The sequence below is a fragment of the Polymorphobacter fuscus genome (genome assembly GCF_011927825.1).
Lineage (GTDB): Bacteria > Pseudomonadota > Alphaproteobacteria > Sphingomonadales > Sphingomonadaceae > Sandarakinorhabdus > Sandarakinorhabdus fusca.
Map to the genome: position 1 here is coordinate 1703703 of NZ_JAATJI010000001.1, position 19725 is coordinate 1723427.

Genomic DNA, 19725 nt, shown 5'->3' on the forward strand with positions numbered 1-19725 from the left:
ACCATAGGGGCGCCGATGCTGGCCGTCACGCCGGAGCCGTGGCCCGTGCGACAGCGCCGGGGGTCACCCGGGTCCAGCGGGCCAGCGCCGCGAGCGCGCCCGGTGCCGCCCCCAGCCCGGCGATGAGGCCGAAGCGGCCGATGCGACTGCCGGCGAGACGTTGCAGCGTCGTTGCCAGCCGCACCTGCCGCGCCACGTCCTGGCGCAGGCGCGCCTGGAAGGCGGCCGCGGTGGCGCCGGCGTCCACCATGTCGGCGGCAAGGCGGCCACCGTGCAGCGCCATCGCCATGCCGTCACCGCAGAAGCTGGGGATGACCGCGGCCTGGTCACCGAGGCGCCAGAGCGGGTCATCGGCGCGCGGGCGGACGAGAAAGCCATAGGGGACGGCGGAAATGGTCAGCGGCCTGGGCAGCAGCATTTCGGCATCGGCGAGCGCCGCAAGCCCGGGTTCGCGCAGCAGCGCCGTGAACAGCGACGCCCAGGTGCCGCCAAGGTCGCGAAAGCGGTGGCGATCGATAAGCAGGCAAAGGTTGAGCCGGCCGCCCTCGACACATTGCAACCCGGCATAGCCGCCGTCGAACACGGTCACCGCAACGGCACCGGACAGCGACCGTGCCAGCACCGGCGTGGCGCGGAAAAACGTCTTGAAGCCGATCAGGTCGGCGATCGTGCCGCGGGTGTCGCGGGGCTGCCCACGCACTTCATGCTTGCCGGTGGCGAGAAGCAGGCGGCCGCCGATGCTGCCATCGGCGAGCACCGCTTCGCCATCTGCGATGCGGCGGACGGCGGTGCCGCGCCGCACCTCCGCACCGCGCCGTTCGGCATGTTCGAGCAGTGCCCAATCGAGACTGCGGCGGGTAATGCCGGTGGCGGTGAAGGGCAGTTTCGCCTCCGCACTGCGATGGCCGGCGTGAAGACGGACGCGGTCGATGCGGGCGCCGCCGAGCCGGGCGACGTCGAACCCCAGCGCGGACAGATGGGCGCCGGCCTCCACCGAGAGGAATTCCCCGCAGATCTTGTCGTGCGCGGCGGTTTCGCGTTCGAGCAGCAGCGGCGCCGCACCGAGCGACGCCAGCCTTGCCGCCGCGGCGCCGCCGGCGAGGCCGCCGCCGATGATGACCGTCCGCGTCATTTGATGCGACCCACGCCCCAGCGGAACGGCGGATGCCAGCGCAGGGTGACGGGCAGGCCGGCAAGACCGGCGGCAGCGAGCAACCGCTTCCAATCGGCGCGGATGAAGGCGCGGCGCACCGACAATGCGCCATCGTGGCGGACGATCGGATGCCAGCGCAACAGCTTGGCGAGGACGCGAAAGCCGGCCCAGGCAATGCGGTTGCGGTGGAGATCGTTGATATGCCAGCCGCGCTGCGCGGTGGCCTCCATCCAGCGCAGGAAATCGGCCAGTTCGGCATCGGTCATGTGATGGGCGACGAGCGACGAAATGATGAAGTCGGGTGCGAAATCGAGCGCCTGCGCGTCGCCGGTACGAAAATCGATGCCGAGCATCGGATCGGTCGCGGCATCGGCCACGGGGGCGCTGCGCGGGTTGCGATCGACGCCGACCAGATGCACCGCCTTGCCGGTGGTGTTGGCCCAGCCGGCAATGGCGCGCAGCATGTCGCCATGGCCGAAGCCGACATCGACGACGCTGAAACTGTCGAGCCCGCGGGTCGCCCGCGCCAACCAGGCCAGCGTCATCGGTCGGGCCAGCGTGATCGTGTTGACGCGGGCGAGGTCGGCGATCACATCGGCATAGGTTTCGGGCGCCAGGTCATCGGCGTCCATCAACTCGGGTCCGGGGTGGCGCTGGCCGAAATCGACCGTCATGGCTGTAACCGTCAAACCGTGGTGAACCGGAAACTTTCCGCTGCCAGCCCCGGCCCGAAGGCAACGGCAAACCCCTTGGTGGCGCGGTCGACCGACAGGCCGGCTTGCCCGAGCACGCGCTGGAGGACGAACATCAGCGTTGCCGACGACATGTTGCCGAAATCCCGGAGCACGCCGCGCGACCAGTGCAGCGCGTCACCCGGCAGGCCGAAGCCGCTTTCCACCGCGTCGAGGATGGTGCGGCCGCCGGCGTGGACGGCCCAGACGCCATAGTCCTCCGGCCGGGTGCCGCGCAGCAGGCCATCACCATCGTTGCGTTCGGTTTCGAATTTCAGGGCGCGCTGGATCTTGCCCGGCACTTCGCCCGACAAATGCATGTCGAAGCCCTGGTCGCCGATACGCCAGGTAATCGCATCGGCCGAATCGGCAATGGTGGTGGCGCGGAAATCGTCGAGCGCGATGCCGGTTTCGTCGGCGGTCACCAGCGCTGCCGAACAGCCGTCGCCGAACAGCAGCATCGACAGCAATTGCTCGATATTGCCGGTTTCCTGGAAATGCAGCGTGCAGAGTTCGAGATTGACGACGAGCACCCGTGCCGCCGGATCGGAGCGCACGAAATGATGCGCCAGCCGCAGCGAGTTGACCGCGGCATAGCAGCCCATGAAGCCGACGACGGTGCGTTCGACACCGGGGTTGAGGCCGGCGGCCTTGACGATCAGCTGGTCGATGCCCGGCGCGACGAACCCGGTGCACGAGGCGACAACAAGATGCGTGATCCGCTCCCGCTCACCATCGAGGCCGAGCGCGTCGAGTGCCTGTTCGGCGATCATCGGGGCGGTCTTTTCGAAACGCGCCATGCGGGTGGCAGTGCCCGGAAACTGGCCGGGGCGGTAAAAGCCCTCGGTATCGGCGGTAAAGCCATCGGGGTCGGTTTCGGGGACGAAATAGGAAAAGCGGTGGTCGATGCCGGCGCGGCCGACCATGCGCTTGAAGATGGCGGCGTTGCGGCGATCGTCGATCATGCCGCCGACGAAACGGACGAAGGCGTCATGGACGTCGTTGGGCGGAACGGCAGTGCCGATCCGGTTGATGTGCGCGGTGACCAATGATGTTCTCCCGATCCCGCAAGCAGTGCTGCGCGCTTGACCAAAAAGTTGCAAGCGGGCGTGGTGTCACTGCTATACGCCCCGTGATGGGCGAAAGTTTCAGCGCAGTTCCCGGGCTTCGCGTCGGCCATGCCGCCGATGACCATGTGTGCACCGGGGTGACGCTGGTCATTCCGGACGCGCCGGTGGTGATGGCGGTCGATGTGCGCGGCGGCGGACCGGGGACGCGCGAGACCGATGCGCTCGACCCCTCGGCGCTGGTCGAGCGCGTCCATGGCCTGGCGCTGGCCGGCGGATCGGTGTTCGGACTGGCGGCGGCCGACGAGGCGGTGCTGTGCCTGTCGGCAGCCGGCGCGGGCCTTGACATGGGCGCAGGCGTGCCGCGCGTGCCGGTGGTGCCGGGCGCGATCCTGTTCGACCTCGGCAATGGCGGCGACAAGCGCTGGGGCGATGCGCCGCCCTATCGCCGGCTGGCGCGCGAGGCCTTTGCGGCGCTGGGCCATGATGACCGGTCCGGGCCGATCGGCGCCGGGCGCGGGGCGCGGGCGGGGAGCCGCGCCGGCGGCATCGGCAATGCCGGCGGCGTGCTGACATCCGGCCATCGGATCGGCGTGCTGATCGCGGTCAACAGCTTCGGCGAGGTGTACGAGGGCGCGCCGCCCGATGGCATGGTGGCGATGCCCAAGCCGGCACGGGCCGGGCGCAACACCTGCATCGGCGCGGTGGCGACCGACGCACCGCTGACCCGCGCCCAGGCGCGGCGCGTGGCGATGATGGCGCACGACGGGCTGGCGCGCTGCATCCGGCCGATCCACACGCCTTTCGATGGCGACACGATCTTCGTGCTGTCGACAGCGGCGGATGGCGCGTCCGACCCTGTCGCATTGGTGGAGATCGGCACGATCGCGGCGGACCTGGTGGCGCAGGCCGTGCGGCGGGCGGTCTTCGGCCGGGGTTGAGCGAACGTTCCTGGACCGGTCAGACCAGCACGGCCCGCGCCTGGCCGGCGAGATGCGCCAGCATCGCCGTGGTGACATCGCCGCCGGCGCGGGCACGGGCGACCGGGCCGGCGATGCGCGACAGGCGTTCGCCATTGTCCTGCAACCACGCCACCACAGCGGCCGCGGGGTCGGTGCCGGCCGGGGCGATGCGGCGCAGCAGTTCCAGCCGCAGCGCTTCGAAATCGCGGACCAGCCCGGCCTTGAGCAGCCGTTCCCAGGGGTCGGTGGGCGCCAGCGCGGTGGCGGCGCCCTTGGCCCAATCGAGCCCCGTCGCTTCGCCGAGCGCGGTATAGGCGCCGGCGGTGGCGGCTTCGCTGGCGCCGGTATCGCTGGCGAGCAGGGCGACGCCGACGGCGCCATCGAGCGCGTCGATGCGGACCAGCGCCGCGGCGATGTCGGCCGGCGCGCCGAGCGCCAGCAGCCGCGCGGCAAAGCGATCGAGCTGGGCGCGCGGTTCGGGGCGGAGCAGCCCGTCGATTTCGGCGCCGAGCCGGCCGACGCCGGGCTTCAGCCGCGCCGTCAGCTGCGCCGGATTTTCGCCCGGGGCACAGCGGATGAGGTCGGCCATCTGGGTGCGCAACACGTCGATGCCGGCGAGATGCAGGTCGAGATGGACGCTGCCGGCCACCGGCGCCGCATCGATGGCGGCCCAGAGCGCGCGGAAGTCGAACAGGTCGCGCGCCGCGACAAAGGCCGATGCGACATCGACAAGGCCGACGCCGAGTTCCTCGGCGAGTTCGAACGCCAGGGCCAGCCCGCCGCGGTTGACGATCTCGTTGGTCAGTTTGGTGGCGATCAGCTCGCGCCGCAACCGGTGGCGGTCGATGGCGCCGGCAAAGCGATTACGCATCGCCGTCGGAAAGGCGGCATGAAGGTCGGCCACCAGCAGCGCATCGTCGATGAGCGGATGGGCGCGGCTTTCGGTCAGCGCGTCATAGATCGCCATCTTGGCATAGGCCATGACCACCGCCAGTTCGGGGCGTTCCAGGCCATGGCCGGCGCGCCCGCGCTGGATGAGCAGGTCGTCGGCGGGCAGGCCTTCGACCTTGCGGTCGAGCTCGGCGGCGCTGGCCTCCAGCGTCTGGATGAGGCGGACATGGCCGGGCACGGCGGCGGCGCCGTCGCGTTCGGCGAGGCTGAGCGCCTGGGTCTGCAGGATATTGTCGACCAGGACGAGGCCGGCGACATCATCGGTCATTTCGACGAGCAGCGCGTCGCGATCGGCCTCCGCCAGCCGGCCGGCAAGGACTTCGCCGTTGAGTGCGATCTTGATGTTGACCTCGTTGTCCGAACAGTCGACGCCGGCCGAATTGTCGATGAAGTCGGTGTTGATGCGCCCGCCCTGTGCCGCGAATTCGATGCGGCCGGCCTGGGTAACGCCCAGATTGGCGCCTTCCCCCACGACCCGCGCACCGATGTCGGCGCCGTTGATGCGGTGTGCGTCATTGGCGCGGTCGCCGGCATCGGCGTTGCTTTCGTTCGCCGCCTTCACATAGGTGCCGATGCCGCCGAACCAGAGCAGGTCGCTGGGCATCTTCAGGATCGCGGCGATCAGGTCCGACGGGCTGAGACTGTCGGTGGCGACGCCGAGCATCGTCTTGATGGCGGGCGTCAGCGGCACCGATTTGAGGCTGCGCGCGAAGACGCCGCCCCCGGGCGAGATCTTCGACCGGTCGTAATCGTCCCACGACGAGCGCGGCAGCGCGAACATGCGCTGGCGTTCGGCGAAGGCGGCGGCGACATCGGGTTCGGGATCGAAGAAGAAATGCCGGTGGTCGAAGGCGGCAACCAGCTTGATGACCGGGCTGAGCAGCATGCCGTTGCCGAACACATCCCCCGACATGTCGCCGACGCCGGCGACGCGGATCGGCTGGGTCTGCACATCGACACCCATTTCGCGGAAGTGCCGCTGCACCGAAATCCACGCGCCCCGGGCGGTGATCGCCATCGCCTTGTGGTCATAGCCGTTGCCGCCGCCGCTGGCGAAGGCATCGCCCAGCCAGAAACCATGCGCCTTGGCGATGCCGTTGGCGGTGTCGGAAAAGGTCGCCGTGCCCTTGTCGGCGGCGACGACCAGATAGGGATCGGGCGCGTCATGGCAGACGACATCGGCGGGCGGGATATTGGTGCCGTCGGGCGCCAGATTGTCGGTGAGCGACAGCAGCGCGCGGATGAAGATGCGATAGGCCTGTGTCCCTTCCGCCAGCCAGGCGTCGCGATTGGCGGGCGCGGGCAGCAGCTTGGGATAGAATCCGCCCTTGGCGCCGGTCGGGACGATGACGGTGTTCTTGACCTTCTGCGCCTTGACCAGCCCCAGCACCTCGGTGCGGAAATCGTCGCGCCGGTCGGACCAGCGCAGCCCGCCGCGGGCGATTGGCCCGCCGCGCAGGTGGATGCCCTCGATGCGCGGCGAATAGACCCAGATTTCGCGATAGGGCACCGGCGGCGGCAGATTGGGGACGCAATGGCTGTCGAGCTTGAACGCCAGCGCCTCGGGACCGCCGGGCACAAAGGCATTGGTGCGCAGCGTGGCGAGGATGATCGAGCGATAGAGCCGCAGGATGCGATCATCGTCGATCGAGGCGACATCGGCGAGGCCGGTTTCGATTTCGGCCAGGCAGGCGATTTCGGCGGCGGCGCGATCGGCGACATCCGGGCGGAAGCGGGTTTCGAACAGCCGCACCAGGTCGCGGGTGATCGCCGGATAGCGGCGCAGCGCATCGACGACAGTGGCCACGCCATAGGTGACACCGGTCTGGCGCATGTAGCGGAAATAGGCGCGCAGCCAGTTGGCGGCTTCCGCCTCCAGCCCGGCGGCGACGATCAGCGCGTTGAACAGGTCGTTTTCATGCGTCCCGGTCAGCACCGCTGTCAGCGCGGGTTCGACGCGGGCGCGCAAGGCGTCCCAATCGTCCAGCACGGCGGAATCGCCGACTTCGAGCATGAAGTCATGGATGCGGCCGAGCGCCCCGCCGGCCAGATCGAATGGAAACTCCTCGATGACGTTGAGGCCGAAATTTTCCAGCACCGGCACCGCTTCGGACAGCGAGATGATCTTGCCGAGCCGATAGATCTTCAGCCGCACCTGCCCTTGCGAATCGGTGGTGTTGGGCAACATGCGGACGACACGGCCGGCCTCCTCGTGCAGCGTCGACAGCGCGACGATGTCGGCCGCGGCTTCGGCCGGGGTATGCTGGGCGCGATAGCTGAGCGAGAACGCCCGGCCATGTGTCATGGTCAGCCGGGCGGCGCGTGTCGGGCCGGCGATGGCGACGAGCGCGGACTGCAGATCCTGTTCCCAGCCGCGCACCAGCTGCCGCAGCCGGCGGTCGAGCTCGGCTTCCGACACCCAGTCGAAGCGCGCCGGATCGGGAACGTTGACGATGTAATGGACGCGGGCAAGGCCTTCGGCGCGCAGCTCGATCTCGAAACGGCTGACGGTGCCGCCGGTCGCGTCGGCCAGCATGTTGCCGACCGATTCGCGCAGCGCGCTCGTGTAGCTGTCGCGCGTCACATAGACGAGGACCGACATGAAGCGGCCGAACGGGTCGGCGCGGGCGAACAGCTTGGGCCGCGGGCGGTCGAGCAGCGACAACAGGCCGAGCGCCATGACCTCCAGCCGCTCGGTGCTGGCTTCGGTCAGCTCCTGGCGGGGAAAGGTCTCGATGACGTGCAGCAGCGTGCGGCCGCTGTGGCCGGTGGCGCCGAAGCCGAGCCGGTCGATGACTTCGGCGACCTTGCGGCGCAGCACCGGGACCTGGCGCGGCGACGCCGAAATGGCAGCGGACGTGTAAAGGCCGAGGAAGCGTGTTTCCGAAACCACCCGGCCCTGGCGATCGAAGCCCTTGACCGAGACCAGGTCGCCGTTGACGCGGCGGTGGACGCTGACGACGGCGCCGGCGGTGGTGATGAGCAGCGGCTCGGGCGTCGCCAGCAGCGCCTTCAGCGCGCGCGGCGTGTCGGACGGGCCGCGTTCACCCGTCCACACCGGATAATCGGGGTCGCGCAACAGGCCGAGGCCGGTGTCGCTGACCGGGACCATCGTCGGATCGTCAAGATCCCCCGACAATTCGTAGCGGCGTACGCCGAGCAGGGTGAAATTGTCGGCGGCAAGCCATTCGAGGAACGCCACGGCCTCGGCAGCGCGATGCGGGGCGACCGGCGGCGGGTTCTCGGTCAGTTCCGCTGCCGCCTTGCGCAACGCCGCCTGCATTGCCGGCCAGTCATCGACCGCCACCGCGACATCGGCGATGACATGTTCCAGCGCGCTGACGAGTTCGGCGCGCGCGCGTGCTCCGGTGCGCTCGATCTCGACATAGATCAGCGATTCGCGCGACACGCCGGGGGCAACCGCGCCGCTGGCCAGCCCGACGACGTCCTGCAGCCGGCCATCGGCATCGCGGCGCACGTCGACGACCGGGTGGAGCAGCCGTTCGATATCGAGCCCGGCGGCGGTGATTGCCGCCGACGCCGAGGACACCAGGAACGGCCGGTCATCGCCGACCATCGCCAGCATCATGCGGCGACGGCCGGGCGCGGTCTCGTCGTTTGACGCCGGCTCGAGATGAACGATCGCGACACCGGGCGCGCGCTGGCTGGCGGCAGCGGCAACGAAATCGGCGATGGCGGCGCGGCTGTCGGCGTCGAGATCGTCGATTTCGCCGGGTAGCGCCGTTTCGAACAGGGCGCGTTCCAGCGGCCGCGCCACCTCGGGCAGGATCGGGCGGGAAGATGGTTTTGGCTTGACCGACACGTCTCTGCTCCGGCTGGGGCTTGCGCGCGGCTTATGCGTCCGGGATTCGGGCGGGGGCAAGCTTATCTTGGCGACACGTCGGGCGGTTTCGGCAGCGTTTCAAGTGCAAAAGGGTCCAAACTTGTCGAAAATCGACCGGAAAGTTCAAGCGCCGAGGTCAAATCGCGTCGCAGTCGTGCTGTTGCGGTGCGATTGAGCACTTCGCGCCAGCTGAGCACGATCTGCGCCCGCGCGCCCTGTGCCAGCGGTAGCGCGACACCGCGAAGCAGGATCCACGCCGATTGCGGCCCCGTCAGACTGGCGTCGAAATGCAGCGGCGCGGGATGGATGGCGAGCAGGTCGCACGCGGCGCACAATTCGCCGGTCAATGCATCGCGCCGGTCGAGCGGCAGGTCGGCAACCAGGCCGAAGGTGTCGGTGATCGCGCCGCCGACCCGCCGCATCCAGGCGGCACCGCCCGGATCATCGACGATGATGCTGTGGCTGTCATACCCCGGCACCTCCCCGGCGCCCGCTGCCGCCCCCGCCGCCGCCCAGGCCGCCACCGCCTGCCCCGCCCGCCTTCGCTCTGGCGCCGGAAAGCGCGGCGGCATGTCGAAGTTCGAATCGGCGGAAATGATCGTTCGGGCGCGCATGTACCGGTCCTGCCAGTCAACGTTACCCCTGCCATAACGGCGCCGTGCGCCACGATTTGCCGCGCCGGCCACGCACCGCGCTTGCGATTGGCGAAACCGGCTGTTATGCGCCCCCGATACCCGGGACATGCCGCTTTAGCTCAGCCGGTAGAGCACATCATTCGTAATGATGGGGTCAGGTGTTCGAGTCACCTAAGCGGCACCATTCTTTTCAATGACTTAGCCCTGAAATTCGACGAGCCAGCCGGCGCGGCGATTGGTTGGACAATCACCGGACAAGCGCCGTGCAGCCGCGCGCCCGCATTCGTTCAGATATCATCGGCAGACCGAAGCTGCGCCGCTCACTTCTTTCGGCCGCTGCGTTTTTTTGATTGATCGATGTTCACGACTGAAAGCCGGGCATTTCTATCGATCGCCGTCGCCTCGGTGATTAGCAGACTGCCGACGTGGGCTAGGTGGCTCATAGCATGCCGCGTCAGCGCAAAGCGGTGGCAGGTATCGCCGCTGGTGAGCGTCACTTGCCACATGTCGCCCCGGCGCTCGATTGACGGTTTACCGTCGACAAAGAGCAGCGTCATACGCCCGCCGCAAAATGGGCAAGCGCAACCGCCAGCGTCGGCGAAAGCCGCACCGCGTCCGCGATCAGCGCCCGATGCGGGGTCGCGTCAGTCATCAGGCCGCCGCTGAAGTCGATATCAAATTCGGTGCGGCAAGGCCCGAGTTCATGCCGGATAGCGAGATAGGACTTTATCGCCATGTCCTCGACAGTCGCAGCCGGGACTCGCATCAGCCTCAACATCACCTCGTCGGCACGTTCGACCAGGCCGCGCCATTCCGGGTTGTCGGCTTCGCCGTCGAGAGCAGAATAGGTCCGCACTGATTCAACCCATTGCGGAAAGAGCGCCGCCACAGTGTCGCCAGCGACAGTGGAGCAGGCGGATTCCGCCCGTAGTGAGGTGTTAGCCATTTTAGTTTCCCCGCGACATTTGAAGTTAGAGCCGGATCGAGAGCCCTAACTTTCGCCCCGCTCGCAATCGTGCTACCACGGATGAAATGACCGAACAAGAAACTTTGCTAGCACGGAAACGCGGCCCAAAGCCGACTGGTAAGGGTGTGCAAGTAGTCGTGAGGTTACAGCCGGCGCAGCTTGCCGCGCTAGACCTGTGGGCAGCGGCTCAGGCGGATTCGCCATCGCGACCAGAGGCTGTGCGGCGGATCATCGGCAAAGCTTTGGTCGTCTAGTCTAGCCTACCCTAAATGCGATTTAGAATGACCTCGCCAACAATTTTCGCGCGGCAAGCGGTTATCCTGTAAATTCACCGGCAATATTATTCGGAGCAGATTATGCAAAATTCTGTGACCCCGGAGCGATTAAAAGAGTTGCGGTCACGCTTTGCCGGCAACTTATCTGCCGATGATGCGATGGCAACTTTAGCGGCGGCAGGGCGCGACCAGGATATGCCGCCAATCTTACGCATGCACACAGCGATGGCTATTTTGGATTTAAATACAGGCCGCTCGGTCCAAAGCACAATGGCCCGGTTCAGGCGGGCGGTTGGCTTGGACCCTGAAAAACGTCCAAAACCATGAGCAGGTGCCGGGCCGCTGTAATCACAGCCATGGTAATTGTTCCCGCTTGCTCCCCATCTGCGGACTGGAAAGCATGGGTGTACCCTGACAAAAACAACCTTGCCGTCTCGCAGACGATCGGGCCGTTTCAGACATTCGAGGCCTGCCAACAATCGGCGATCAATGCGACGCGCTTGATGCCCGATCCGGACAGCGCCGACTATGAGTGCGGCTTCAAGTGCGAACCTCACCCGACGTTTAGCGGAAACGTTTGTGAGGAAACCCGAAAATGAAATGGCGGCCGCGACGGTCGTTGGAAGGCGTCGCCAGCGGCTAACTAGGCCGCCATCGCAACCAAGTTCCGCACCGTCGTAGGGTGCCAATCCCCGCCGCGAGCCGTCCGAATGCCGCGAGCGTTCAGGGCCGCCGCAATCGCACGAAGCGATGTCGCGCCGCTTGCCTCAATCTGGCGAACGATCGGCAGCACGTTGGCAGCGAAGGCAACGGCGGCCCGGTGGTTGCTATCCGATCCCAACGCCTGCGCTTCGCCAAGGTTGGTACGGTTGCCCAGCTTTACGCCCTGCGCCTTTTTGGCCGCCAGCGCGGACTTGGTCCGCTCCGAAATGAGCGCCCGCTCTTTTTCGGCAAGGGCAGCATAGAGGTGGAGAACAAACGGGTCGGTGTCGGCACCAAGTTCAGCAACGACGAACGGCACGCGCTGCGCCATCAGGCCGCTGATAAAGTGGACGTCGCGCGACAGGCGATCAAGCTTGGCAACCAGGACCGCGCCGCCAGCCTTGCGCGCTGCGGCCAATGCGGCGGCCAACTGCGGACGGCGCTCCAAGGCGTCACCGCCCTTGCCAGTCTCGACCTCGACATATTCGGCGATGACTTCGCAGCCCTCTGCGTCGGCGAACCGGCGAAGCATTTCGCGCTGCGCTTCGATTCCAAGGCCCGAACGCCCCTGCGCTTGTGTCGAAACCCGGATGTATGAAACCAGCGTTTTCATCGTCTCGTCCCCATGTGTATAATCACTATACGGATGTATTGAGATTGCACAAGAGGCTATCGGCATCATTGTATCCTTGCGTAACGATTTTGTTTCCCGCCCATGTCGCGCCCGATCACGACAGAGCGTCTCGACAATCTTTCGCCAGCAACCGCATCAGCCGCCGCAACTCGATTGCCTCGCGCGATCGTCGACCATGCTTCCAGGCATTGCGGTTGCCCTTCGGCGCTCCCGGATTAAGCCCGCCGTGAATCCGACAGCGCCCGTTCGGCATGGCCGGCGACTGACACAACGTCCCCCGCCGGGTCGACGCCAAGCAACGGGGTGACGCCCTCAGGCGATCGGCCGGGCTCGTGGGATTGTCCGATGCTATTTCCGGCACCCCCTCCCCCGGTGACGTTTCCGACGATAGCTTGTCCGCCTGCATGAACGTGCACATGTTCTACCCTCACTGTTTGTTCGCCGCCGCGCTTCAGCTTGGCCAGCGCCTCCATTTGCGCCGTCGTCGCCCTCAGCAGGCGCAGCGCCACCGATGCCGCCACTTCCAGGTTCGCAATGTCGGTGGCTTGCTTGGCCCGCGCCAGCATCACCAGCGCCATATCGTTCGCCGCATAGAGCGTTGCCGCCGCCATCGCCTCGACCTCATTGGCCGGTTCATATCCGTCGACAAATGCGAGCGCGGCGTTGATCTCTTGCTGGCTAGCTTGCGTCGACGGCCCGTCCCCTTGATGCGCTCGCAGGCACACAGAGAGCCTGCCCATGATGTGCGACGCAAACTCGGGCGATGATGTACCGAACGCGTCCATTGCCCGCGCGCTAAACCCGTTTGTATCGTCATGCGTAGCCGACATGACGTTGCCAGTCAGTTCGATGTTAAAGCGCCGCTTGCGCTTCAGCACACTGCCAGCGGCTACGGCAATTGCCTTCCGCTCGTCGCTATCTGGCACGCGCGGCGATACGGGCACCGGAGCGGGAGCCGCCGGCAGTTTCCGTTTCCTAGTCGCCATTCGCATTTCCTTTCAGTTTCACGGACTGGGGGAGCCGCCGCGCGGCATGATCGACGCCCGACAGAGCGCGACGGCTGGTGCGTGCAGATAGGTCAGTTAGGGCAGATAGGCCCCGTGGCCGACTGGAACGCCCGCTAACCGGCGCTATCTGACCTATCTGCACTAACTGCACGGGGGTATCGTCCGTCATTCTTGCGCCCCCCGGTCGAGAGTGTGGACGAGCGGATTGACCATGTAGTTTTTCGGAGCGCGGCCCGGCGTGTCGCCAGCGCGTTGCCCCGTGAACGTCAACCAATCCGCGTCGACCAGGACCTTTGTTGCCGCGTCGATTGCCGCCTCGTCGCGTAAGCCGGGCAGCTTGAGCCGGCGGAGCGCGCTAAGGTTGATCGATCGGCTTTGATTATCGACAATCCACCGCGCCATTGTCGCGGCGTTGCGCTCAGGCAGAGGCAACACGGCATCGCCAAACACCCGGAGCGCCATCGGCTTTGCATAACTGTCTGCGAAGGTGCAGGCCGTCGCCACATGGCATAGCGCAATCGACTGAGGCTCAGGCCCGCCCCATTCCGCCCAATCGAGCATTTGCAGCACCATCGCAATTCGCAAAACAGCGCCAGTCAGCTTGCCGACGAAGCCCTTGTAGAGCGCGCCGCCGTCATGGGCGCAGGCCTTGTTTGCCGCCGTCCAACGGTCGAACGCGTCCGCTGCGTCGTCATCGAGCGGCAAGATTAAGGAACATGGGTGCCCACTCTCACTGACGCTCATAGGCAGCGCGACAAGCCTTCGCAGCATCACCGGCCACAAGGATTCGTCGGAGTGCGGACGAGGCCGCTTCTGCGGCATAGGGCGAGGCCAGACCCACAGAAACCGGGCCGCCAAGCCGTCGTCATCGCCCGCCAATACGATCGACCCTAGCTTGTCCGGCTGGATGCCTCCGAGAACAGACACGCCATTGAACGGGATCACCAGCGGCGCATCAGCGCCCTTGCGATCGACAACAAGCGGACGCCCGCCATACGCTTCTAGCCACTGCGTCCGACCGCCAGGCGAATATCGCTCGAAACTCTGAAACCAGCCGGTGAGTTCGTCGCGATAACAGACCAGGCGGCGATTGGTGAACATGATTGCCGCGATGCCTTCCGGCGTGGCGTCCTGTGTCATCAGACGAGGCCGCTGCGGCTTGGCTGGTGCAACCGCAGACTGCGGCATGACCGGGACAGAGTGCCCGCATTTATTGGCATCCTTCACCGTCGCGGCCCATGCGTCATGTTCAAGCTTGGCCGTCAGTTCGTCGGTTTCCCAGCGGCGCAGATCGTCTGCGTAGCCCGGTGCAAGGTCGCGCTCGATATCGCGCAAAGGTTCGACAATGGCACCGAGTGCCGGGCTCTTGTTCGATGACGGATCACCGACCGCGCCAATCCACAAGATTGACGATTCGTACCAGGACACCCCACGAAACGGCTGCACCTTGCGAGCGCCGCCGATTGTTGCCGCCGCTACTGACAACATCGCCGAAGCCACATAATCGACGGGTGCCCCAGCGCCGTCCGCATACTCTCTGGCAATCTGCCAAAGGCGTTCCGAGAATAGATCGGTCGGGAACGCGGGAGGCTCCCGACGCCCGGCCGACAGCACCGACATATCGGGCACCGGGTTAACCGGCGCTGCGGCCTCAAAGGCTCGCGCGGCTGCGTTGCTCATTTGCGAATATTCCTCAACTCGTCGTTGAAATCGGCAAAGGCGGCATCCGGAAACATCGTCCGGACCTCCAAGCCCTTGCCGGTAAAGGCTGCGGCTGCGGCGTCGACAGCGGCCCGCCCCGGCGCGTTGTTGTCGCCCGCCAGCGTGACCACCCGGACGCTATCGGGCAGTTCAAGCAGCGGCATGACTGAAGTGCCCATGGCCACCCATACGGGCACGGCAGGCAGGCATTGCGACAGCGTTAGCCCGTCCTCAGGGCCTTCGCAGACAATGACATGATCGGTTGCCGGCGGCCCAAGCCGGAGCGCGCAACCGATGATGCGGCCAAGGCTGCGCTTGGGGTTCGACATGGGGAATTTGCCCCGGCCGTGCGGATCAATAAACACCCGCTGCACCCCGACAACTTGCCCGGCCACGTCCTGAACAGCGCAGATCATCGCGGGCCGGTTGGCGCTGCATTCGCCTGTTTCGTAGTCCTTCCAAAACCATGTCGAGGCGTAGCGGATCGACCAGGGCGCTTGCATGACGATGCCGCGATGCCGGAGGTAGTATTCGGCCGGCGTCGAGGGCGTGCCTATGGCAGAGGCCCATAGCGCCTTGGCGTCGGCAATCTTGGCGAGACGTTCGGCACTGTCAGCCACCACGGCCGCTTGACGTGTCACAGGATCGACCGCCGGCCACTCGCCAGCGCCAAGCCAGCGCGCCGCGTCGAGGAACGACAGGCCTTCGCTCTGCATCACGAAGCGCACTACGTCACCATTCGCGCCGCAGCCGAAGCAATGGAACATGCCCTTGTCATCGTTGACGCCGAACGAGGGCGTCCGTTCGTCATGGAACGGACACAGGCCGACCAGCTCGCGACCGACACGCCGAAGCTTCACCCGGCGGCCGACAACATCGGCAAGCGACACGCTTGCCTTGAGGGCGTCGATATCGATACGTTGCAGCGGACTCATGGCTGCACCGCCTTCAGTGCCCGCCTGTGCAGAGCATCCAGCCACGACGCTTGCCGCTCCGAAGGCGCGGCGCGCTGGCTGTCGATCGACCGTATGAAGTCGCGCTCCCGGCTGGTGAACAGATCAATGCAATCGCGGCACAGCGTTACTTTGCGCTTCCAGTTAGGCTCAAGCGCCACCGGCAGCGAACGCCACCCAGCCGACAACATAGGCCGCCGGACGGCCGCAACAGCCTGCCCCGCCGTGAGCCCATACCGACCGGCTATCGCTTCGATACGGCCTTCGGCCGCAGCCCGCTCAGGACCACAGACGCTGTCACGATGTGCAAGCAACTTGCCGACGCGTGCGGCGTCATCCGTGCTGAGACCAGCGCTCATGCGGCACCAGGAAGCGGAGCCGGCGCACTTGACGTAACGCGGGTGCGGTCGATGAACGGCAACCCGCGCTCTTTCGCAAGGCGCTTGGCTTCGGACATTGACTTGACCGGGCAGATATAGCCCGAGACTTTGCCGATCGTGCCGCGCCCAAGCTGGAATTCGTACCAGACAAACGCGTAGGGAGAGCCGTTCGCAAAGACGCCCTCTCTGGCTTCGATGACGATCCCCCGGCGCACTTGTCGAGGAAGCCGCACAACGACGCCAGCGGACCAATCGTCCGGCGTGTCGGCTGCGAAGTAATCGCTAGGCCCCTTGTTCATTTGGAGCCCTCCCGTTGTGGGAGTGCGCCGCGCTTTTGCTGCAACCAAAGGCCCCGCGCCGCTACCAGCCGATCGTGGAAATGTTGCGCCGCGCTGCGCTCTGCGGTATCGAGATTGGCAGGAAAGCTGGCGAGCATATTCTTAACCATTCCGGCCCGGTTCACTGTCAAAAGTGGCCGGGCCGCTACGTTTTGGGGCGTCCCCCTTTCAGCGTCCACCTACGCTGCAAGGTTTTCGGACGTGCTGCCAACGGTGCGAGCCGCCATCCATTGGTCAAGATCGGACATGACGTACCGGATTGCTTTGCGGCCGTAGCGGACGAAGCGCGGACCACCGCCCCGACAGCGCAGGGTTTCCATCGTTGTTGCAGCGAGGCCGCAGTAAGCGGCCGCTTGTTCGGTGTTCAGCGCGGGCCTTGCGCCGGATGGAAGTTCAACTGGTAACTTGGGAAAGGCGTTGTCGGACATGGCAATCTCCCTGCCGCTGTGGAAGGTCAAGTCCAACCACAACAGGGGGAATGCCGGCTCTTTCAGGGACCTTGAACGACTAGCTAGCGGACTGTCATGGACGGCCCGCCGGGCTGTCAGGTTTTCTTTTCGTCCTAGTGTTCGTGCGGGATGAAGCCGGTGCCAGCGACTTTATTGCCCGCGCAATCGAGCGCACTTCGTCCTCAGTCCCTTCCGCAATCCTCACGGCAACGAAGTTGACGGTAGCCGTAGGGTGCTCGATCCAAAGCGCCCGCGCCTTATCGCGCCAGTCATCGCGGCGCACCGCGTCGGCCCCCTTTTGGCCGGCTGAAAAAATAGGCGCGGCCATGCGCTCGGGCTTTTCCGCCTCAGCTTTTGCCATTAGGAAACCAGCAAGTGCGGCGCTGTTAGCAAGCTGCCGAACGTGCGCCATCAGCAGGCCGCCACTGTCTGCCCCAAGTTTCGAATGCAATTCCCAGTACGCCCGGTGCGCCTCCCGCGCTTCGCTTGCAGCATGGACCGCCAGAGGCTTCGACCACCAGTCAACATACGGATTGTCCCAAGCGTCGGCCGGGTTGTCCGCTCCCATCGATGCTGACGCAATCGCCCTCTCGACAATGTTATCGAAATTGGAACGCTTGGCACCCCTCAACATGCGCGACGTGCCGTAGAAGGGCAGCGGCACCGGGGGCAGTTCCTGCGTGCCATCAGCGCGGACAACCTTCAGAAACACCAGCTTTGTTTCGGCGTCGTGAGGATGATGGAATCGGTTATCGGTTTTCTCGGTTTCGACGCGATCGACGGAAATCTTGTCGCCCGGTTGCAGCAATATCGGCTCCGCAGTGTCGTCGGCTAACCCCTTGGCGTCGCGCAAATGAGCAAGCCCGAAGGCCGCCTCGTTTGGAAACAACAGGCTCGGCCGCGTCCGGCCGCCGTCCCACACACACCACCAGGCGTAAGGCTCCCAGTCAGGTGGAATTTGTGAATTCCTGAAGTCGACCTCAATTCCCTGCAACACCCCGTAGCGCGCAGGCCCGGCGATGTGCGCCGCCATCGCGGCGTTTTCTCCCTCCGCAACAACCTTGGCCGTAATTCGGCGAACTGGCCCGGCTGGCACAGACGCCCCTTTCATGCGGCACGCTCTTGCGGCGCGGTCGGATTATCCCGCCCGGCTGCATGAGTTAGACCTTTGCCGCTGCGAATCTCATCAATCTGGCGATCCCAAGCGGCCATGGCGTCGACCTTCTCAGGCCAGTATTTGTAACGCTGATAGATCCCGACGAGGCCGCCAGTCGACCCGGACACATGGTTGAGAAGCGCCTCTGTGTACTCAATCCTTGTGCCCATTCGTTGCAGGCCCGTGGCGACCGTCCGCCGCAGATCATGCAGCACCCAGCTAGGCATGGGCACGTAATCAACGCCGGCCTCGTCGGCATCGCGCTTGAGACGATCGGCGATAAGCTTGTCGAGGTTGCGCTTGCACTCAGAGAAGCTGGCCACGGCCTTTTTGCCGTTCGACGTGAAAACGAAACCCTGCCTACGAGCAAGTTCCGGCTCAGTCAGTTCGATTGCCTCGACCGCGCTTAGGCTCAGCGGGAGCAGATGCTCAATCTTGTTTTTGGTGCGGGAGCCAGGAATCAGCCATTGCCGGCTATCAATATCAAGTTCCTCCCAGCGCATACCCGCGACCTCGTTCCGGCGTTGCGCCGTGAAAACGAGCATGAGCATGAACGACGAATGCGGCTCTGAAAGTTCGTGAATGCAGTCGAGGATTATCGACAACTCTGCATCCGTCAGCACCCGTTCGCGCTTGCCGCTTTCGAACGGTTGCGCCATCTTCTCCATAGGCGAAACGTGAATGCCGAAGCGGTCTTGATCGACTGCCCAATTGAGCATGGCGCGAAGCCAACTATGGGCGCGATTGGCAGATGACTTGCTACGAAGGCCAACGGCCGCCGTGCAGGTGTGGATATCGGCGCGCTTGATCCTGTGCAGCGGCTTTTGCAGAAAATGAGGCTTCAGGTCGCGCTCAAAGATTGCTGCAATCTCGTCGGCGCTTTTCAGACCCTTTTGCCGAAGGTGCGCAATGTACAGGTCTGCGGCCGTCGAGAACGCGTAACGCTCGTCGTTAGCCTTGCCTTCCCGCTCAAGCGCCAGCCGGTCCCGATCGGCTTGCACCGGATCAATCTTGCGGCGGACCAAATCGAGTAGTTCGACAGCACGCGCCCGCGCGGTTTCCTGCGTCCACGGGTTGCCGTGCTGCCCAATGGTGGCGCGCTGCGTCGTACCTTCCCGGCCGCCGATCCTGTATTGCACGACGTAGGAGCGTTGCCCCTTGTGCGTCAGCATCACCCCGAAGCCTTTCAGGGTATCATCCCACAGGAACGCCCGCCCCTTCTCAGGCGTCGCCAGCGCCTCGACCGACCGTTTAGTAAGCTTCCCGACCGCCACCGTATTCGCTTCCCGTCAATCACCGGACAATCACGGCATATCAAACCACAACAAGCGATGCGATACAAAACTTTCAGAGTGCCAAGCTTTTCATGGGGGTAAAGCAGGCCATGACCGACCACAGAAAACATGCGATCGGGCAAAACACCTAATTCGTAATGATGGGGTCAGGTGTTCGAGTCACCTAAGCGGCACCATTTCTCCGTTCGCCACAGTCCGCTTTTCAGACTGTTTGCCGGTGCGCGACATTGGTCATTCGATGCGCGTCGTAGGCGTCGCCGGGGGGCAGGCGTGCGCGGCACAGCAGTTGCCTGAGTCTCAAGTCACCCACGGCGTCAACCATGGCACGCCTCGTCCGGCCGTCGGCGTATCGGAGCAGCTGGCGCCCACCATCAATCCAGGATGAACACGTCTTCTCCGCGAGGCGGCCAAGCGCCCCCAAATGTCCAGGATTGGGGCGTTGCATTGCCACACGCCCGCCGCTTGCCCATCCCGGGTGGCTGCCGCTAAACACATGGGAAAGACCAACCACCTCCGACGGTGGTC

The 19725-nt window shown here is 65.3% G+C and carries 18 protein-coding genes and 1 tRNA gene; 2 read left to right on the forward strand and 17 right to left on the reverse strand.

Annotated features, from left to right (window positions below; translation table 11 throughout):
* Positions 1-25: 25 nt before the first annotated feature.
* Genes GGQ62_RS08110 through GGQ62_RS08120 form a run of 3 tightly spaced genes read right to left on the reverse strand, consistent with a single transcriptional unit; the run spans position 26 to position 2933 of the window.
* Positions 26-1132, reverse strand: coding sequence for an NAD(P)/FAD-dependent oxidoreductase (locus GGQ62_RS08110; RefSeq protein ID WP_152578440.1), 1107 nt, complete (start codon positions 1130-1132; stop codon positions 26-28).
* Positions 1129-1827: a methyltransferase domain-containing protein gene (locus GGQ62_RS08115; protein ID WP_243446231.1), complete on the reverse strand. Its 699-nt coding sequence runs from the start codon at positions 1825-1827 to the stop codon at positions 1129-1131. The genes GGQ62_RS08110 and GGQ62_RS08115 overlap by 4 nt, the downstream gene beginning before the upstream one ends.
* An 11-nt stretch (positions 1828-1838) precedes the next feature.
* Positions 1839-2933, reverse strand: coding sequence for a type III polyketide synthase (locus GGQ62_RS08120; protein ID WP_243446232.1), 1095 nt, complete (start codon positions 2931-2933; stop codon positions 1839-1841).
* An 86-nt stretch (positions 2934-3019) separates the two neighbouring features.
* On the opposite strand from GGQ62_RS08120, the gene GGQ62_RS08125 reads away from it, so the two are divergent.
* A complete protein-coding gene (locus tag GGQ62_RS08125; protein WP_152578544.1) occupies positions 3020-3892 on the forward strand; it encodes a P1 family peptidase in 873 nt (290 codons plus the stop codon).
* Positions 3893-3911: 19 nt separating this feature from the next.
* On the opposite strand, the gene GGQ62_RS08130 is transcribed toward GGQ62_RS08125, so the two are convergent.
* Positions 3912-8687 (reverse strand): NAD-glutamate dehydrogenase, encoded by a 4776-nt coding sequence (locus tag GGQ62_RS08130; protein ID WP_243446676.1) that lies wholly within the window; start codon positions 8685-8687, stop codon positions 3912-3914.
* A gap of 62 nt (positions 8688-8749) precedes the next feature.
* Complete coding sequence (locus tag GGQ62_RS08135) at positions 8750-9322, reverse strand: hypothetical protein (RefSeq protein WP_167649533.1); 573 nt, start codon at positions 9320-9322, stop codon at positions 8750-8752.
* A gap of 129 nt (positions 9323-9451) precedes the next feature.
* Here GGQ62_RS08135 and GGQ62_RS08140 point away from each other — a divergent pair.
* Positions 9452-9527: transfer RNA gene (locus GGQ62_RS08140), tRNA-Thr, on the forward strand.
* Positions 9528-9663: 136 nt separating this feature from the next.
* On the opposite strand, the gene GGQ62_RS08145 is transcribed toward GGQ62_RS08140, so the two are convergent.
* From GGQ62_RS08145 to GGQ62_RS16695, 12 genes are all read right to left on the reverse strand, one after another.
* A complete protein-coding gene (locus GGQ62_RS08145; RefSeq protein ID WP_152578442.1) occupies positions 9664-9900 on the reverse strand; it encodes a hypothetical protein in 237 nt (78 codons plus the stop codon).
* Positions 9897-10232 (reverse strand): hypothetical protein, encoded by a 336-nt coding sequence (locus GGQ62_RS08150; RefSeq protein WP_152578443.1) that lies wholly within the window; start codon positions 10230-10232, stop codon positions 9897-9899. The genes GGQ62_RS08145 and GGQ62_RS08150 overlap by 4 nt, the downstream gene beginning before the upstream one ends.
* Positions 10233-11228: 996 nt before the next feature.
* Positions 11229-11900: a recombinase family protein gene (locus GGQ62_RS08155; protein ID WP_152578445.1), complete on the reverse strand. Its 672-nt coding sequence runs from the start codon at positions 11898-11900 to the stop codon at positions 11229-11231.
* A 115-nt stretch (positions 11901-12015) separates the two neighbouring features.
* Positions 12016-12216 (reverse strand): HGGxSTG domain-containing protein, encoded by a 201-nt coding sequence (locus GGQ62_RS16770; protein ID WP_424022219.1) that lies wholly within the window; start codon positions 12214-12216, stop codon positions 12016-12018.
* A complete protein-coding gene (locus tag GGQ62_RS08160; RefSeq protein WP_152578446.1) occupies positions 12137-12799 on the reverse strand; it encodes a hypothetical protein in 663 nt (220 codons plus the stop codon). The genes GGQ62_RS16770 and GGQ62_RS08160 overlap by 80 nt, the downstream gene beginning before the upstream one ends.
* Positions 12800-13093: 294 nt before the next feature.
* A complete protein-coding gene (locus tag GGQ62_RS08165) occupies positions 13094-14608 on the reverse strand; it encodes a DUF3987 domain-containing protein (protein WP_152578447.1) in 1515 nt (504 codons plus the stop codon).
* On the reverse strand, positions 14605-15564 hold the full coding sequence (locus GGQ62_RS08170) for a CHC2 zinc finger domain-containing protein (protein ID WP_152578448.1): 960 nt from the start codon (positions 15562-15564) through the stop codon (positions 14605-14607). The genes GGQ62_RS08165 and GGQ62_RS08170 overlap by 4 nt, the downstream gene beginning before the upstream one ends.
* Positions 15561-15941, reverse strand: a complete 381-nt coding sequence (locus tag GGQ62_RS08175; protein ID WP_152578449.1) for a hypothetical protein — start codon at positions 15939-15941, stop codon at positions 15561-15563. Before GGQ62_RS08175 ends, GGQ62_RS08170 begins: the two co-directional genes overlap by 4 nt.
* Positions 15938-16261, reverse strand: coding sequence for a hypothetical protein (locus tag GGQ62_RS08180; protein ID WP_152578450.1), 324 nt, complete (start codon positions 16259-16261; stop codon positions 15938-15940). Before GGQ62_RS08180 ends, GGQ62_RS08175 begins: the two co-directional genes overlap by 4 nt.
* A gap of 218 nt (positions 16262-16479) precedes the next feature.
* Positions 16480-16728, reverse strand: a complete 249-nt coding sequence (locus tag GGQ62_RS08185; RefSeq protein WP_152578451.1) for a helix-turn-helix domain-containing protein — start codon at positions 16726-16728, stop codon at positions 16480-16482.
* A gap of 94 nt (positions 16729-16822) precedes the next feature.
* Complete coding sequence (locus GGQ62_RS08190; RefSeq protein ID WP_152578452.1) at positions 16823-17782, reverse strand: hypothetical protein; 960 nt, start codon at positions 17780-17782, stop codon at positions 16823-16825.
* A 74-nt stretch (positions 17783-17856) separates the two neighbouring features.
* Positions 17857-19179, reverse strand: a complete 1323-nt coding sequence (locus GGQ62_RS16695) for a tyrosine-type recombinase/integrase (RefSeq protein WP_152578453.1) — start codon at positions 19177-19179, stop codon at positions 17857-17859.
* Between the last annotated feature and the right edge of the window lie 546 nt (positions 19180-19725).

What these genes read in the sequence shown, in the direction of transcription:
- GGQ62_RS08125 (WP_152578544.1), top strand. Translation starts at nt 3,020, where the DNA reads ATGGGCGAAAGTTTCAGCGCAGTTCCCGGGCTTCGCGTCGGCCATGCC.
- GGQ62_RS08180 (WP_152578450.1), bottom strand. Translation starts at nt 16,261, where the DNA reads ATGAACAAGGGGCCTAGCGATTACTTCGCAGCCGACACGCCGGACGAT.
- GGQ62_RS08165 (WP_152578447.1), bottom strand. Translation starts at nt 14,608, where the DNA reads ATGAGCAACGCAGCCGCGCGAGCCTTTGAGGCCGCAGCGCCGGTTAAC.
- GGQ62_RS08185 (WP_152578451.1), bottom strand. Translation starts at nt 16,728, where the DNA reads ATGTCCGACAACGCCTTTCCCAAGTTACCAGTTGAACTTCCATCCGGC.
- GGQ62_RS08190 (WP_152578452.1), bottom strand. Translation starts at nt 17,782, where the DNA reads ATGGCGGCGCACATCGCCGGGCCTGCGCGCTACGGGGTGTTGCAGGGA.
- GGQ62_RS08110 (WP_152578440.1), bottom strand. Translation starts at nt 1,132, where the DNA reads ATGACGCGGACGGTCATCATCGGCGGCGGCCTCGCCGGCGGCGCCGCG.
- GGQ62_RS08155 (WP_152578445.1), bottom strand. Translation starts at nt 11,900, where the DNA reads ATGAAAACGCTGGTTTCATACATCCGGGTTTCGACACAAGCGCAGGGG.
- GGQ62_RS08170 (WP_152578448.1), bottom strand. Translation starts at nt 15,564, where the DNA reads ATGAGTCCGCTGCAACGTATCGATATCGACGCCCTCAAGGCAAGCGTG.
- GGQ62_RS08115 (WP_243446231.1), bottom strand. Translation starts at nt 1,827, where the DNA reads ATGACGGTCGATTTCGGCCAGCGCCACCCCGGACCCGAGTTGATGGAC.
- GGQ62_RS08135 (WP_167649533.1), bottom strand. Translation starts at nt 9,322, where the DNA reads ATGCGCGCCCGAACGATCATTTCCGCCGATTCGAACTTCGACATGCCG.
- GGQ62_RS08175 (WP_152578449.1), bottom strand. Translation starts at nt 15,941, where the DNA reads ATGAGCGCTGGTCTCAGCACGGATGACGCCGCACGCGTCGGCAAGTTG.
- GGQ62_RS08145 (WP_152578442.1), bottom strand. Translation starts at nt 9,900, where the DNA reads ATGACGCTGCTCTTTGTCGACGGTAAACCGTCAATCGAGCGCCGGGGC.